At 61.9% G+C, this 14966-nt stretch carries 14 protein-coding genes; all 14 read right to left on the bottom strand.

The features are described 5' to 3' along the window. Nucleotides 1–6 precede the first annotated feature (6 nt). The 14 genes from AC1DB0_RS04910 to AC1DB0_RS04845 all read right to left on the bottom strand — a co-directional run bounded on the left by AC1DB0_RS04910 (nucleotide 7) and on the right by AC1DB0_RS04845 (nucleotide 14637). Nucleotides 7–1509: an NADH-quinone oxidoreductase subunit M gene (locus tag AC1DB0_RS04910; RefSeq protein WP_054424147.1), complete on the bottom strand. Its 1503-nt coding sequence runs from the start codon at nucleotides 1507–1509 to the stop codon at nucleotides 7–9. Continuing rightward, a complete protein-coding gene (gene nuoL, locus AC1DB0_RS04905) occupies nucleotides 1506–3554 on the bottom strand; it encodes an NADH-quinone oxidoreductase subunit L (protein WP_342066157.1) in 2049 nt (682 codons plus the stop codon). The genes AC1DB0_RS04910 and nuoL overlap by 4 nt, the downstream gene beginning before the upstream one ends. A gap of 17 nt (nucleotides 3555–3571) precedes the next feature. Next, nucleotides 3572–3880: an NADH-quinone oxidoreductase subunit NuoK gene (nuoK, locus tag AC1DB0_RS04900; RefSeq protein WP_006217969.1), complete on the bottom strand. Its 309-nt coding sequence runs from the start codon at nucleotides 3878–3880 to the stop codon at nucleotides 3572–3574. Continuing rightward, nucleotides 3877–4533, bottom strand: a complete 657-nt coding sequence (locus AC1DB0_RS04895; RefSeq protein WP_100857380.1) for an NADH-quinone oxidoreductase subunit J — start codon at nucleotides 4531–4533, stop codon at nucleotides 3877–3879. Before AC1DB0_RS04895 ends, nuoK begins: the two co-directional genes overlap by 4 nt. A 17-nt stretch (nucleotides 4534–4550) precedes the next feature. Then, on the bottom strand, nucleotides 4551–5039 hold the full coding sequence (gene nuoI / locus AC1DB0_RS04890) for an NADH-quinone oxidoreductase subunit NuoI (RefSeq protein ID WP_006217967.1): 489 nt from the start codon (nucleotides 5037–5039) through the stop codon (nucleotides 4551–4553). Between the two features lie 21 nt (nucleotides 5040–5060). After that, entirely contained in the window at nucleotides 5061–6134 is a 1074-nt protein-coding gene (gene nuoH / locus AC1DB0_RS04885) for an NADH-quinone oxidoreductase subunit NuoH (RefSeq protein ID WP_054424153.1), read from the bottom strand. Beyond that, on the bottom strand, nucleotides 6134–8461 hold the full coding sequence (gene nuoG, locus AC1DB0_RS04880; RefSeq protein WP_476757720.1) for an NADH-quinone oxidoreductase subunit NuoG: 2328 nt from the start codon (nucleotides 8459–8461) through the stop codon (nucleotides 6134–6136). The genes nuoH and nuoG overlap by 1 nt, the downstream gene beginning before the upstream one ends. A gap of 15 nt (nucleotides 8462–8476) precedes the next feature. Then, on the bottom strand, nucleotides 8477–9844 hold the full coding sequence (gene nuoF / locus AC1DB0_RS04875) for an NADH-quinone oxidoreductase subunit NuoF (RefSeq protein ID WP_054424156.1): 1368 nt from the start codon (nucleotides 9842–9844) through the stop codon (nucleotides 8477–8479). After that, complete coding sequence (gene nuoE / locus AC1DB0_RS04870; RefSeq protein WP_006217963.1) at nucleotides 9841–10335, bottom strand: NADH-quinone oxidoreductase subunit NuoE; 495 nt, start codon at nucleotides 10333–10335, stop codon at nucleotides 9841–9843. The genes nuoF and nuoE overlap by 4 nt, the downstream gene beginning before the upstream one ends. 47 nt (nucleotides 10336–10382) lie before the next feature. Further along, nucleotides 10383–11639: an NADH-quinone oxidoreductase subunit D gene (locus AC1DB0_RS04865; protein WP_006217962.1), complete on the bottom strand. Its 1257-nt coding sequence runs from the start codon at nucleotides 11637–11639 to the stop codon at nucleotides 10383–10385. Nucleotides 11640–11642: 3 nt separating this feature from the next. Next, nucleotides 11643–12269, bottom strand: a complete 627-nt coding sequence (locus AC1DB0_RS04860) for an NADH-quinone oxidoreductase subunit C (protein ID WP_054424158.1) — start codon at nucleotides 12267–12269, stop codon at nucleotides 11643–11645. 75 nt (nucleotides 12270–12344) lie between these two features. Continuing rightward, entirely contained in the window at nucleotides 12345–12821 is a 477-nt protein-coding gene (locus AC1DB0_RS04855) for a NuoB/complex I 20 kDa subunit family protein (protein WP_476758614.1), read from the bottom strand. 42 nt (nucleotides 12822–12863) lie between these two features. Then, nucleotides 12864–13223 (bottom strand): NADH-quinone oxidoreductase subunit A, encoded by a 360-nt coding sequence (locus tag AC1DB0_RS04850; RefSeq protein WP_006217959.1) that lies wholly within the window; start codon nucleotides 13221–13223, stop codon nucleotides 12864–12866. A gap of 298 nt (nucleotides 13224–13521) precedes the next feature. Further along, complete coding sequence (locus AC1DB0_RS04845; protein WP_476757722.1) at nucleotides 13522–14637, bottom strand: porin; 1116 nt, start codon at nucleotides 14635–14637, stop codon at nucleotides 13522–13524. Nucleotides 14638–14966 lie beyond the last annotated feature (329 nt).

Genomic DNA, 14966 nt, shown 5'->3' with positions numbered 1-14966 from the left:
CTTGTCTTACAGTTTCGAGACGGCAACGTGTTGCAGCAGGGCCTCTACCGACACGTGCATCACGTCGGTGAAGGGCTTGGGATAGATCCCCATGTACAACACGGCGATCGCCATCACGCCAAGAATCACAAATTCGCGGCGGTTGATATCGGTCAGCTCGCGGACGTGGTCATTGGCGATGTCGCCCAGGACCACACGCTTGACCATCCACAGCGAATACGAAGCACCCAGGATCAGGGCGGTAGCCGCCAACAGGCCGATCCAGAAGTTGTGCTCGACGGCGCCCATGATCACCATGAACTCGCCGACGAAACCGCTGGTGGCCGGCAGGCCGCTGTTGGCCATCGAGAACAGGATGAAGAAGGTCGCAAAGCGCGGCATCACGTTGACCACACCACCGTAATCGGCGATGCGGCGCGAGTGCATGCGGTCATAGAGCACGCCGATACACATGAACATGGCGCCCGACACGAAGCCGTGGGAGATCATCTGCACGATGGCGCCTTCGACGCCGGCCGTGTTGAAGATGAAGAAGCCCAGCGTCACGAAACCCATGTGGGCCACGGACGAATAAGCCACCAGCTTCTTCATGTCTTCCTGGATGATCGCCACCAGGCCGATGTAGATCACCGCGATGAGCGACAGCGTGATCATCAGGCCAGCCAGGCTGTGCGAAGCGTCCGGCGTGATCGGCAGCGAGAAGCGCAGGAAACCATAGGCGCCCAGCTTCAGCATGATCGCAGCCAGCACGATGGAGCCGCCCGTGGGCGCTTCAACGTGAACGTCCGGCAACCACGTGTGAACCGGCCACATCGGCACCTTCACCGCAAAAGCCGCCAGCAGCGCCACAAAGATCAGGATCTGCTCGGTCTGGCCCAGCTTGACCTTGTGCCAGGTCAGGATGTCGAACGAACCACCCGATGCGTGCCACAGGTAGATGAACGCGACCAGGGTCAACAAGGAACCCATCAGCGTGTACAGGAAGAACTTGAATGCCGCGTAGATACGGTTATCGCCGCCCCACGCCCCGATGATGATGTACATCGGGATCAGCGTCGCTTCGAAGAACACGTAGAACAGCATGCCGTCCAGCGCGGCGAACACGCCCACCATCAGACCCGACAGGATCAGGAAGGCGGCCATGTATTGCGCCACGCGGCTGGTGATGACTTCCCAGCCGGCCAGCACCACGATGATGGTGATGAACGCGGTCAGGAGGACGAACCACAGCGAAATGCCGTCGATGCCCAGGTGGTAATTGACGTTGAAGGCTTCAATCCAGGAAGTCTTCTCCACGAACTGCATGGCGGCCGTGGTGTTGTCAAAACCGGTGTACAGCGGAATCGTGACGAGGAAACCGGCGACGGCGCCGACGAGCGACAGGCCGCGCGTCAGGCCGCGACGATCGTCACGGCCCACCGCCAGCACCAGCAGGCCGAATACGATCGGGACAAAGATCGCAAGCGTGAGCCAGGGGAAAGTGTTGGATGCCATCTCGCTTGCCATCATTGGGGAATCAGCACAAAGAAAGTCACCAGCGCCATGATGCCGATGATCATCGCGAACGCGTAGTGATAGATGAAGCCGGACTGCAGGTGGCGGCTGACCGCAGCCACCCAGCCCACCACGCGGGCGCTACCGTTGACCAGCAGGCCATCGATGATGCCGCGGTCGCCGGTATTCCACAGGCCACGGCCCAGGGCGCGCAGGCCGCGAGCGATGATCTGCTCGTTGACCCAATCCACGTAGTACTTGTTCTCAAGCACCTTGTTCACGCCAGACAGGCTGGACTTGATCGCGGCCGGAACCTTGGGATTGATCAGGTAGCAGTACCAGGCGATAACGAAACCCGCCACAACCAGCCAGAACGGCAGGGTCTGGAAGGCATGCAGGCCATAGGCGACCCAGCCGTGCCACTCTTCTTGCAGCTCGTGCATGGCCGGATGCTGCGGCAGCACCGTGATCACGCCGTTGAAGAACTTGCCGAACAGCATCGGGTCAACCGCCCAGGCGCCAACCAGCACCGACGGAATCGCCAGCAGGATCAGCGGCAGCGTCACCACCCAGGGCGACTCATGCGGCTTGCCGCCATGATGGCCGTGGCCGTGATCATCGTGACCGTGACCGTGGTCGTCATGGGCATGATCGTCGTGACCATGGCCGTGACCATGGTCGCTGGTGTCAAAGCGTTCCTTGCCGTGGAAGACCAGGAAGTACACGCGGAACGAGTACAGCGACGTCACGAACACACCGATCAGCACGGCGTAGTACGCGAAGCTTGCGCCCCAGACGTTAGCGTGGCCGGCGGCTTCGATGATGTTTTCCTTCGAGTAGAAACCCGAGAAGAACGGCGTGCCAACCAGCGCCAGCGTGCCCAACAGGAAGGTGATCCAGGTGATGGGCATGTACTTGCGCAGGCCGCCCATGTTGCGGATGTCCTGGTCGTGGTGCATGCCGATGATGACCGAACCCGCGCCCAGGAACAGCAGCGCCTTGAAGAACGCGTGGGTCATCAGGTGGAAAATGGCCACCGAGTAGGCGGAAGCGCCCAGCGCGACGGTCATGTAGCCCAGCTGCGACAGCGTGGAGTACGCGACAACGCGCTTGATGTCCGTCTGGATGATGCCCAGGATGCCCAGGAACAGCGCGCCGATGGCACCGATCACGATGATGAACGACAGCGCCACGTCCGACAGTTCGAACAGCGGCGAGAAGCGGGCAACCATGAAGATACCGGCCGTCACCATGGTGGCGGCGTGGATCAGCGCAGAGATCGGGGTCGGGCCTTCCATCGAGTCAGGCAGCCAGGCGTGCAGCGGAACCTGGGCCGATTTGCCCATGGCGCCGATGAACAGGCAGATACACGCCACCGTCAGCAGCATCCAGTCAGAGCCCGGCAGGGTCATCGCGGCCAGCTTGTCGGCTTGGGCGAAGACTTCGCCGTAGTGCATCGTGCCGGCGTACGCGAACAACAGGCCAATACCCAGCACGAAGCCGAAGTCACCGACGCGGTTGATCAGGAATGCCTTCATGTTGGCGAAGATCGCCGTCGGGCGGGTGTACCAGAAACCGATCAGCAGGTACGACACCAGACCCACCGCTTCCCAGCCGAAGAACAGCTGCACCATGTTGTTCGACATCACCAGCATCAGCATGGAGAACGTGAACAGCGAGATGTACGAGAAGAAGCGCTGGTAGCCGGGGTCATCCGCCATGTAGCCGATGGTGTAGATGTGCACCATCAGCGACACGGACGTCACCACGACCATCATCATGGCCGACAGCGGATCGATCAGGAAGCCGATTTCCAGCTTGGTCTGGCCGATGAGGCTCCAGGTGTAGACCGCGCCGTCAAAGCGCAGGCCGTTCAGCACGTCGCCCAGCACCACCACCGAACCGATGGCGGAGATGAGCACGCCCAGGATCGTGATGACGTGGGACGCGCGGCGGCCGATAGGACGGCCCAGGAACCCGGTGCCGAAAAGGCCCGCGAGAATTGCTCCGGCCAGCGGTGCCAGCGCGATGAGCAAGTAGAGATTGGGTGAGCTAGACATTTTCTTCCAATACCCCGTCAGCCCTTCAGGCGATCGAGTTCGTCAACGTTGATCGTGTTCAGGTTGCGGAACAGCAGCACCAGGATGGCCAGGCCGATCGCCGCTTCAGCGGCGGCCACGGTCAGGATGAAGAACACGAACACCTGGCCGGCGGTATCGCCGAACCAGCTGGAGAACGCCACGAAGTTCATGTTGACGGCCAGGAGCACGAGCTCGATGGACATCAAGAGAATGATCAGGTTGCGGCGGTTCAGGAAGATGCCGAAGATCCCGATGGCGAACAGGATCGCTCCTAGGATCAGATAGTGAGCCAGCGTCAGCGTCATTGTTTTTCTCCTTGGGGCGCGGCGGCGGCGCCGGACGAAGCGTCACGCTTGGCTTGGGCGCGCTCGCTCTGGGCGGGCATGTTCACCATGCGGAAGCGGTCCTTCGAACGGACGCGAACGGCGGCAACCGGGTCGTTGTACTTCACGTCGCGGCGGCGGCGCAGCGTCAGCGCAATCGCGGCGACCATGCCCACCAGCAGCAGCGCAGCGCCCACTTCAATGGCGTAGACGTACTGCGTGTACATGACTTCGCCGAGTGCGCGGGCGTTGTTGTAGTCGCCAGCAACCGGGGCTTGCGGACCCGAACCGTACCAGGTGGAACCCAGCACGAACGACATTTCCAGCACCAGCACCAGACCGATCACCAGGCCGAGCGGCAGGTAGGTCTTCATGCCCTGGCGCATGGTGTCCATGCGGATGTCCAGCATCATCACGACGAAAAGGAAGAGCACCATCACGGCGCCCACGTACACCAGCACCAGCAGCAACGCCAGGAACTCAGCGCCCAGCAGCATCCACAGCATGGCTGCGTTGGAGAATGCCAGGATCAAGTGCAGAACAGCGGTGACCGGACTGCGCGCGGTGATCACGCGGAACGCCGCGATCACCAGCACGGCGGCCAGTATGTAGAAAAGGACAGTGGTAAAAGTCATGGATCAGACCCTGGGCTTCAACGGTAAGGAGCGTCGTCGGCCCGGCGGCGGGCGATGTCGGCTTCGTAGCGGTCGCCCACGGCGAGCAGCATGTCTTTGGTGAAATACAGGTCGCCGCGCTTTTCACCGTGGTATTCGTGGATATGGGTTTCCACGATCGAGTCCACGGGGCAGCTTTCCTCACAGAAGCCGCAGAAAATGCACTTGGTCAGATCGATGTCGTAACGCGTGGTGCGGCGGGTGCCGTCCTCACGCTGGTCCGATTCGATGGTGATCGCCAAGGCCGGGCACACGGCTTCACACAGCTTGCACGCGATGCAACGCTCTTCCCCGTTGGGGTAGCGGCGCAATGCGTGCAGGCCGCGGAATCGCGCCGACGTGGGCGTCTTTTCCTGCGGATAGCGCAAGGTGACCTTGCGCTTGAAAAAGTACTTGCCCGTCAGGCGCATGCCCTTGAGCAACTCGGTCAGCATCAGGCTGCCGAAGAAATCTTTGATCGCTTCCATATCCTGCCTCTGCCTGGCGGCTTAGCGCCAAATGTTCCAGGGCGTCTGCATCCAGATCGCCACCACGACCAGCCAAACGCCGGTCAGTGGGATGAAGATTTTCCAACCCAAACGCATGATCTGGTCATAGCGGTAGCGCGGGAACGATGCGCGGAACCACACAAACAACGAGACCACAACGAACGTCTTCAGACCCAGCCAGATCCAACCCGGAATCCAGGTCAGCGGCGCGATGTCGATCGGGGAAGCCCAGCCGCCCAGGAACATGATCGACGCCATGCAGGACAGCAAGATCATGTTGGCGTATTCACCCAGGAAGAACAGGGCGAAAGCCATACCCGAGTACTCGACCATGTGGCCGGCCACGATTTCCGATTCGCCTTCGACGACGTCGAACGGGTGGCGGTTGGTTTCCGCCACGATCGCCACGACGTAGATCACGAACAGCGGCAACAGCGGCAGCCAGTTCCAGGACATGAACGTCAGGCCCTTGTCGGCAAACCAGCCGCGGTTCTGGACGTTGACGATCTCGGACATGTTCAGGCTGCCCGACACCAGCAGCACCGTGACGAGCACGAAGCCGATGGCCAGTTCGTAGGACAGCATCTGTGCCGAAGCGCGCAGCGCGCCCAGGAACGCGTACTTGGAGTTCGACGCCCAGCCCGCCACGATCACGCCATACACGCCGATCGACGTGATGGCCATGATGTACAGCAGGCCGGCGTTGACGTTGGCCAGCACGACATCAGGACCGAAGGGAACCACGGCCCAGGCGGCCAGCGCGGGCATCAGCGTGACCACGGGGGCCACGACGAACAGCACCTTGTTGGCTTCGCTGGGAACGATGACTTCCTTCGTCAGCAGCTTGAACACGTCGGCAAACGGCTGCAACAGCCCCTTGAAACCGACACGGTTCGGACCGACGCGCACGTGCATGGCGCCAATCATCTTGCGTTCCCAGTACGTCAGGTACGCAACGCACAGAATGATCGGCACGGCGATGATCACAATCTTGATGAGGGTCCAGAGGACCATCCAGACCGTCGGGCCCAGCAATGCCTGCCCGTGGCTCTCAAGAACATTAAGCCATTCCATCAGGCACGCTCCACGCTGAGTTGACCGAATGCGCCACCCAGGGCTGCGGTGTTTTCAAAGGCTGCGGAAATGCGCACGGCGCGATCGGCCACGGCATCATCCTGCACGGTTTCGAGCTCGACGGCGCCTTCAGCACCCGTCACGCGCACCTTGACGCCGGCCGTCAGGCCAAGGCTGGTGAGCGTAAGGCCGTTCATGGCGGCGGCGGGCTTCTTCGAGGCCGGGGAGGCTTGCAGCGGCTCGGAACGGCGAACCATGGCGTCGGTGCGGTAGATCGGCACGTCGGCCACGCGTTCCAGGCCCGTTGCGGCTTGACCCAGACCCAACGGCGCCTTGACGTCGTTGGACAGGCGGCCTTCGATGCCACCCGCCAGCGCGGCGTCGCGGACGGATTCCGACGTTTCATCGTCAAAGCCGGCCAAATGCAGGACGTTGCCCAGCACGCGCAGGACCTTCCAGCCCGGACGCGTCTGACCCAACGGCGTGACCGTACCCTTGAAGCTCTGGGCCAGGCCTTGCGCGTTGACGAAGGTGCCGGAGGTTTCAGTGAACGGCGACACCGGCAGCATGACGTCGGCCCATTCGGCGGCGGCCGAACGGTAAGGCGTCAGGGCCACGGCGAATTGCGCGCCACGCAGCGCGGCGATGGCTTGCTGGCCGTTGTCGGCATCCAGCAGCGGCTCGGCGTGCAGCACGATGTAGGCCTTCAGCGGCTCGGCCAGCATGGCCGCGGCGGTTTTGCCGCCCTTGCCCGGAACGGCGCCAGCCAGATAACCGCCGACGGTGTTGCCGCCGGAAGTCAGGAAGCCGAACTTGCCACCGGCCAGGTTCGCCACGGCGCGGCCGTTGGCGGCCAGCGTCGAGGCTTGGGCGCTGGCCACGGCCAGGTTACCCAGCAGCACGGCGGTGTTGGCGCCGGAAGCCAGGCTGGCTGCGATGATCTTGGCGTTTTCACCCGGGGTGACCGAAGCGAATTCGGCCGGCACGGCCTGTTCCTTGGCTTGCGCCAGGGCGACGGCCACTTCGGCCAGCGCGCGCGGCAGCTCAGACGGCGCCACGGTGATGCGGGCGGCGATGGGCATCAGAGGATCGTCAGCGGCGCTGTCGACCATCAGGATCTGCGTGCCGCGCTTGGCGGCTTGACGCAGACGTTGCGCCATCAGCGGGTGATCCTTGCGCAGGAACGAGCCGACGACCAGGACGCGGTCCAGGTTGTCGAGTTCAGCGATGGGCATGCCCAGCCACGGCGCACCGGTCAACGCGGCATCGAAAGCCGGGTCGGTCTGGCGCAGGCGGAAGTCGATGTTCTCGGAACCCAGCGCACGGACCAGGCGGCCCAGCAGCGCATATTCTTCGGTGGTGGCGTATTCCGACGCCAGCGCGCCGATCTGGCCAGCGCCGAAGCTGTCGCGAACGCGCGACAGGCCTTGGGCCACGGCTTGCAGCGCGTCAGCCCACGAGGCTTCCTGCCACTTGCCGTCGGTGCCCTTGATCATCGGGGCGGTCAGGCGGTCGTCGCTGTTCAGGCCTTCGTACGAGAAGCGGTCGCGGTCGCTGATCCAGCATTCGTTGACGGCTTCGTCTTCGAACGGCACCACGCGCATGACGCGGTCGCCCTTGACCTGGACCACCAGGTTGGCGCCCAGGCTGTCGTGCGGGCTGACCGAACGGCGGCGGGCCAGTTCCCAGGTGCGGGCGCTGTAGCGGAAGGGCTTGGAGGTCAGCGCGCCCACCGGACAGATGTCGATCATGTTGCCCGACAGTTCGGACTCGATCGAGCGGCCGACAAACGTCGTGATCTCGGAGTGTTCGCCACGGCCCAGCATGCCGAGCTCCATGACGCCGGCAATTTCCTGGCCGAAGCGCACGCAGCGGGTGCAGTGGATGCAGCGGCTCATTTCCTCGGCGGAAACCAGCGGGCCCAGATCCTTGTGGAAGACGACGCGCTTTTCCTCTTGGTAACGCGAGGAAGAGCCACCGTAACCCACGGCCAGATCCTGCAGCTGGCATTCGCCGCCCTGATCGCAGATCGGGCAGTCGAGGGGGTGATTGATGAGCAAGAATTCCATCACCGACTTCTGAGCGGCGCGAGCCTTCTCAGAGCAGGTGTGGACGACCATGCCGTTGGTCACGGGCGTGGCGCAGGCGGGCAGCGCCTTGGGCGCTTTTTCCACTTCAACCAGGCACATCCGGCAGTTGGCCGCGATGGACAGTTTCTTGTGGTAGCAGAAATGCGGCACGTAAAGCCCGACTTTCTGAGCGGCATGCATGACCATGCTGCCTTCGGGCACTTCGACCTGATTGCCGTCGACGGTTAGTTCAACCATTGCTGTTCCTGAGACCTACAGATATTGCGGGACCACACAAGACTTATGCTCGATGTGGTGCGCGAATTCGTCGCGAAAATGCTTGAGGAAGCCACGGACGGGCATGGCGGCGGCGTCACCCAGGGCGCAAATGGTGCGGCCCATGATGTTGCCTGCCACGTTGTCCAGCAAGTCCAGATCTTCCGGACGGCCGTGACCGTTTTCAATGCGATGCACCATGCGGTAGAGCCAGCCGGTGCCTTCGCGGCACGGCGTGCACTGGCCGCAGCTTTCCTCGAAATAGAAGTACGACAGGCGCAAGAGCGACTTCACCATGCAGCGCGTTTCGTCCATGACGATCACCGCGCCAGAACCGAGCATCGAGCCGGCCTTGGCGATGGAGTCATAGTCCATCGTGCATTCCATGATGATGTCGGCCGGCAGCACCGGAGCGCTGGACCCGCCAGGGATCACGGCCTTCAGTTTCTTGCCGCCGCGCATGCCGCCCGCCAGTTCCAGCAGGGTCGAGAACGGGGTGCCCAGCGGAATCTCGTAGTTGCCGGGGCGTTCGACGTCGCCGGTGATCGAGAACAGCTTGGTGCCGCCGTTGTTCGGCTTGCCGACTTCCAGGTAAGCCTGGCCGCCGTTGCGGATGATCCACGGCACGGCCGCGAACGTTTCCGTGTTGTTGATCGTGGTGGGCTTGCCGTACAGGCCAAAGCTGGCCGGGAACGGCGGCTTGAAGCGCGGTTGGCCCTTCTTGCCTTCCAGCGATTCCAGCAGCGCGGTTTCTTCGCCACAGATGTAGGCGCCGTAGCCGTGGAACGCGTGCAGCTGGAAGCTGTAGTCCGAACCCAGGATCTTGTCGCCCAGGAAGCCTGCGGCGCGCGCTTCTTCCAACGCTTCTTCGAAGCGTTCATACACTTCGAAGATTTCGCCGTGGATGTAGTTGTAGCCGACGCTGATGCCCATGGCGTAGGCCGCGATCGCCATGCCTTCAATCACGATGTGCGGATTGAAGCGCAGGATGTCGCGGTCCTTGAACGTGCCGGGCTCGCCTTCGTCCGAGTTGCAGACCAGGTACTTCTGGCCCGGGAACGCGCGCGGCATGAAGCTCCACTTCAGGCCGGTCGGGAAGCCCGCGCCGCCACGGCCGCGCAGACCCGACGCCTTGACTTCGGCGATCACGTCTTCCGGCTTCATGCCGGTGGTCAGGATCTTCTTCAGGGCTTCGTAGCCGCCGCGCTTGACGTACTCTTCGAGGCGCCAGTTGGCGCCGTCGACATCAGCCATGATCTGCGGCGTGATGTGGCGGCCGTGCAGGCACATCGAATTGGACACGTCGTTCAGCGGGTTGGGGTCGAGCCCCTGCGCGAACTGCTTGTACAGGTCGGGCGCGTTCATGCCGACTCTCCTTGCACCTTGAGGGCCGCGACCAGCGCGTCCAGCTTCTCGTCGGTCATGCGCACGCACATATGCTTGTTGTTCACGATCAGCACGGGGGAATCGCCGCAAGCGCCCATGCATTCGCCTTCCACCAGCGTGAACTGGCCGTCGGCGGTGGTTTGACGATAGTCGACACCCAGCTTGCGCTTGAGGTATTCGCCGGCACGATCGCCATCGCGCAAAGCACAGGGCAAGTTCGTGCAGACGGCGATTTTGTTCTTGCCGACGGGCTTGACGTCGAACATGTTGTAGAACGTGGCGACTTCCTGCACCGCAATGGGCGGGACGCCAATGTAATTGGCCACATCTTCAATGGTTTCGGTAGCCAACCAGCCCTTCTCTTCTTGCGCGATGGCAAGCGAGGCCATGATGGCGGACTGCCGCTGGTCGGCCGGGAACTTCGCGAGTTCTCGGTCGATTTTCTGGTAGGCCTGTTCGGAAAGCAGCATAGTTTGAATCCGGGTTATGCGGGCGTGCTCGTGACTGTCTGGGCGGATCAGCGATCGATCTCGCCGAAAACGATGTCCTGCGTACCAATGATGGTGACGGCGTCGGCGATCATGTGACCGCGCGACATTTCATCCAGCGATTGCAGGTGGACAAAGCCGGGGGCCCGAATCTTCAGGCGGTAAGGCTTGTTGGCGCCGTCCGACACCAGATAGATGCCGAACTCGCCCTTGGGGTGCTCCACCGAGGCATACGCCTCGCCCGGGGGCACGTGGAAACCTTCGGTGAAGAGCTTGAAGTGATGAATCAGCTCTTCCATGTTGGTCTTCATGGCGGTGCGCTTGGGCGGGGCGATCTTGTGATTCTCGATCATGACCGGACCCGGGTTGTTGCGCAGCCATTCCACGCACTGGCGGATGATGCGATTACTTTCACGCATTTCGGCGATGCGGACCAGGTAGCGGTCGTAGCAGTCGCCGTTGACACCCACGGGGATGTCGAAATCGAGCAGGTCGTAGACTTCGTAGGGCTGCGTCTTGCGCAAGTCCCAGGCCACGCCCGAGCCACGCAGCATCGGGCCGGTGAAACCCAGCGCCTTGGCGCGGTCAGGATCAACCACGCCGATGCCCACCAGACGCTGCTTCCAGATGCGGTTGTCGGTGAGCAGCGTTTCGTACTCGTCGACGCAGGCCGGGAAGCGGTTGGTGAAGTCTTCGATGAAATCCAGCAGCGAGCCCGAACGCGCGTCATTCATGATGCGCATTTCTTTGTCGCCGCGGTACTTGCTGGTGTCGCCGTACTGCGGCATCGTGTCCGGCAGGTCACGGTAGACGCCGCCCGGGCGGTAGTAGGCCGCGTGCATGCGCGCGCCCGAGACCGCTTCGTAGCAGTCCATCAGGTCTTCGCGTTCACGGAAGGCGTACAGGAACACCGCCATGGCGCCCACGTCGAGTGCGTGCGAACCCAGCGACATCAGGTGGTTCAGCAGACGCGTGATTTCGTCGAACATCACGCGGATGTACTGCGCGCGCAGCGGGGCTTCAACGCCCAGCAGCTTTTCGATGGCCATGACGTAGGCGTGCTCGTTGCACATCATGGACACGTAGTCCAGGCGGTCCATGTAGGGCAGCGCCTGGATGTAGGTCTTGTGCTCGGCCAGCTTTTCGGTGGCGCGGTGCAACAGGCCGATGTGCGGGTCGGCGCGTTGGATGACTTCGCCGTCCAGCTCCAGCACCAGGCGCAACACACCGTGCGCGGCCGGATGCTGAGGACCGAAGTTAAGCGTGTAGTTCTTGATTTCTGCCATGATTTAACGCCCCAAGCCGTAGGAGTCTTCGCGGACCACGCGCGGAGTGATCTCGCGCGGATCGATCGTGACCGGCTGGTAAATGACGCGCCGTTGTTCGGGGTCGTAACGCATTTCGACGGTGCCCGACAGCGGGAAGTCCTTGCGGAACGGATGGCCGATGAAACCGTAGTCGGTCAGGATGCGGCGCAAGTCGGGGTGGCCTTCAAAGACGATGCCGTACAGGTCGAACGCTTCGCGCTCGAACCAGCCCACAGCCGGCCAGCATTCCATCAGCGACGCGACGATCGGGAATTCGTCGTCGGCGGCCCAGGTGCGGACACGCAGGCGCCAGTTGTTCTCGATCGACAGCAGGTGGATCACGACGGCGAAGCGCGCGCGGTGCACCTTGACGTTGGACTCTTCGGGCAGTTGGCGCGTGCCGTTGCCCCAGGTCAGGTAGTCGACGCCACAGAGGTCGATACAGGTTTCAAAGCGCAGACCGGCTTCGGTGCGCAGCTTGTTGCAGACGGAGAACCACTGCTGCGCGGGCACTTCGAGCGTCAGCTCGCCCAACGCCTCGGTCAGCGCGATATCCGCGCCGAGGGTGGTCTGCAAATTGTTTTTCAGGGTTTCGAGCCTGGTCATCATCTTGTACGCTTAGGTGAACCGATACGCTGGTTTCGAGAGCGCCGGCGGCAAGGACTGCCGCAGACGGGCGAACGCTCAGCGCGCAATCGTGTTGGTCAGACGGATCTTGTTCTGCATTTGCAGCAAGCCGTAGACCAGCGCCTCGGCCGTGGGCGGGCAGCCCGGCACGTAGACGTCTACCGGTACGATGCGGTCGCAGCCACGAACTACCGAATACGAGTAGTGGTAGTAGCCGCCGCCATTGGCACAGGAGCCCATGGAAACGACCCAACGCGGCTCGGGCATCTGGTCGTAGACCTTGCGCAGCGCCGGCGCCATCTTGTTGCACAGCGTGCCAGCGACGATCATCAGATCGGACTGACGCGGACTGGGTCGGAAGATGATGCCGAACTGGTCCAGGTCATAACGGGCCGCGCCCGCGTGCATCATCTCAACCGCGCAACAGGCCAGACCGAAGGTCATGGGCCACATGGAGCCGGTCTTCGCCCAATTAAGGAACTTGTCGGCGCTGGTTGTGATGAACCCTTGCTTGAGAATGYCGTCTATAGCCATATTCGTCTCTGATAGCGAGCTGTGAAAAAAACCCGATGGGGCTTATTCCCAGTCCAGCGCGCCCTTTTTCCATTCGTAGATGAAGCCGACGGTCAACACGGCTAGGAAAACCATGACCGTCCAGAAACCGACGAGCCCGACTGTGCCTTGGGCGATGGCCCACGGGAACAGGAACGCGATTTCCAGGTCGAAAAGAATGAACAGAATCGCCACCAGGTAGTAGCGCACGTCAAACTTCATGCGAGCGTCTTCAAACGCTTCGAAGCCGCACTCATAGGGCGACAGCTTCTCAGCGTAGGGACGCCGCGGGCCAAGGAGGGAGCCGGCCGTTAGAAGCGCGAACCCGATAAGGGTGGCCACTACGATAAACAGCAGGACGGGAAAATACTGTTGCAGGTTCATTCAGGCGTCCGTCAAATGCGCAAACCTTAGGATTGTAGCATTCGCGCGGTTACTTCCGGCTGAACTCTGTAGCTTGAATAGCGGGTGAAAGACTGCATTCCTCAAATGGAACAATCGCAGTTTTCGGAGACAGAACCCGAAGCATACAGGACTTGGCCAACAAGCCGCAGCGCGACGATAAAAAACACACAAAAGCACGAAAAAAAGCCACCCCGAAGGGTGGCTTTATACGAACGAGCCGCAGCCCGTTCGTTCGCTTGCGCTTTGAATCCAGACAGGGCTTGCGCCCTGCATTGGATTAGAAGCGGTGGCGGATACCGACGCCGACGGCGGTCGACTTCAGGTCGTCCACGAAGGCGTAGTTCTTGGCGTACGAACCGTAGGCGTACAGGTTGGTGCGCTTGGACAGGTCGTAGGTGTAGCCCAGCGAGTAGACTTGGGTCGACTCATCGCCGCCGGTCAACTTGTTGTTGCTGGGGTCAACCATTTGCCACGAACCGAACAGGCTGCTTGCGCCGCCGATCGGGGCGGACAGGCCGACCATGTACGAGTTGGCCTTGAAGCCATCAGCAAAGGCGTTGGCGCCGAAGTTGATGCTGCCCAGGTTGGTGTCGACGCCTTGGCCAGCGAACCAGCCGTCGGTCGTGCGAGCGTAGGCCAAAGCCAGCTTCACGACTTCGAAGTCGTACGAACCGCCGATGGCGTACTGACGCGGGGTGGCGTCAACCGAAGCCGACGACAGCTTGTTCGAGGCGTTCAGTTGGTCGTACGTCAGGGCGACGTTCAGGGGGCCGTTGACGTAGCGCAGACCGGTCGTGATGGCGCGGGTGTTGTCGGCGGTCTTGAAGCCGGTTTGAGCAGCGTTGGTGTCGTTCACGTTGAACGAGTAGCCGACGCCGAACTGGAAGCCGCTGAACGACGGGGTCTGATACATGACCATGTTGTCGTAGCGGTTCGTGTTGGCGGCGCTCAGAGCCACGCCGATGTTAGCTTGACCGAAGCCAGCGCCGAACGGATCGATCGAGCCGAAGTACTTCGACGCGATGTTGGTTTGGCGACCGAAGTCCAGTTGGCCCCAGCTGTCGCTGGCCAGACCGACGGTGGCTTGACGACCGAACAGGCGGCCGCCTTGAGCGGAGTTGCCGTTACTGGAGTTGAAACCCGATTCCAGTTGGAAAACAGCGCGCAGGCCGTCACCCAGGTCTTCCGAGCCACGCAGACCCCAGCGCGAACCGTTCTGGACGCCGTTGATCAAGCCGAAACGGCTGCCGTTCACGGCATCGTTCGCAGCACCGCTGATCTTGTTGTAGCCGAGGCCCGTGTCGATGATGCCGTACAGGGTGACAGACGTTTCTGCCTGGGCGACACCGGCGAAACCGGCGAGCAGGGCGGCAGCGAGCAGAGTCTTTTTCATTTAAGAAATCTCCGTTGATTTGAGTGACAAGAGCAGCAATCCAGCAAACCAGCCTGCCGCCCCCCTAACTCCGCGAAGGGAAGTTGACGCTATTGCATCAAAAATCGCGGGGACTGGCTATGGTCGGCATCAGAAAAGTGCTGGTTTAAGGCACCCCTGTTGGGATCTTGCAACATCGCAGGGATGCGGCGCCAAAGCTGCTAGGGCTAACCCTAAGCAAAACAGGCAAGCACGTATCCATGCGACTTTCAGCCCTGCCCCCAATTATCGACGGGGGTTTGGACGCGATCTTTCAGGTGCCTTTCGTGCCGGCTTCGCCCCGTCTTTCA

The organism is Achromobacter sp. 10T422 (assembly GCF_056394065.1).
This window is presented reverse-complemented; position numbering and strand designations above follow the sequence as displayed.

Bases quoted from the DNA above. Each gene is read 5' to 3' on its own strand.
- AC1DB0_RS04910 (WP_054424147.1), bottom strand. From the start codon at position 1,509: ATGATGGCAAGCGAGATGGCATCCAACACTTTCCCCTGGCTCACGCTT.
- nuoL (WP_342066157.1), bottom strand. From the start codon at position 3,554: ATGTCTAGCTCACCCAATCTCTACTTGCTCATCGCGCTGGCACCGCTG.
- nuoK (WP_006217969.1), bottom strand. From the start codon at position 3,880: ATGACGCTGACGCTGGCTCACTATCTGATCCTAGGAGCGATCCTGTTC.
- AC1DB0_RS04895 (WP_100857380.1), bottom strand. From the start codon at position 4,533: ATGACTTTTACCACTGTCCTTTTCTACATACTGGCCGCCGTGCTGGTG.
- nuoI (WP_006217967.1), bottom strand. From the start codon at position 5,039: ATGGAAGCGATCAAAGATTTCTTCGGCAGCCTGATGCTGACCGAGTTG.
- nuoH (WP_054424153.1), bottom strand. From the start codon at position 6,134: ATGGAATGGCTTAATGTTCTTGAGAGCCACGGGCAGGCATTGCTGGGC.
- nuoG (WP_476757720.1), bottom strand. From the start codon at position 8,461: ATGGTTGAACTAACCGTCGACGGCAATCAGGTCGAAGTGCCCGAAGGC.
- nuoF (WP_054424156.1), bottom strand. From the start codon at position 9,844: ATGAACGCGCCCGACCTGTACAAGCAGTTCGCGCAGGGGCTCGACCCC.
- nuoE (WP_006217963.1), bottom strand. From the start codon at position 10,335: ATGCTGCTTTCCGAACAGGCCTACCAGAAAATCGACCGAGAACTCGCG.
- AC1DB0_RS04865 (WP_006217962.1), bottom strand. From the start codon at position 11,639: ATGGCAGAAATCAAGAACTACACGCTTAACTTCGGTCCTCAGCATCCG.
- AC1DB0_RS04860 (WP_054424158.1), bottom strand. From the start codon at position 12,269: ATGATGACCAGGCTCGAAACCCTGAAAAACAATTTGCAGACCACCCTC.
- AC1DB0_RS04850 (WP_006217959.1), bottom strand. From the start codon at position 13,223: ATGAACCTGCAACAGTATTTTCCCGTCCTGCTGTTTATCGTAGTGGCC.
- AC1DB0_RS04845 (WP_476757722.1), bottom strand. From the start codon at position 14,637: ATGAAAAAGACTCTGCTCGCTGCCGCCCTGCTCGCCGGTTTCGCCGGT.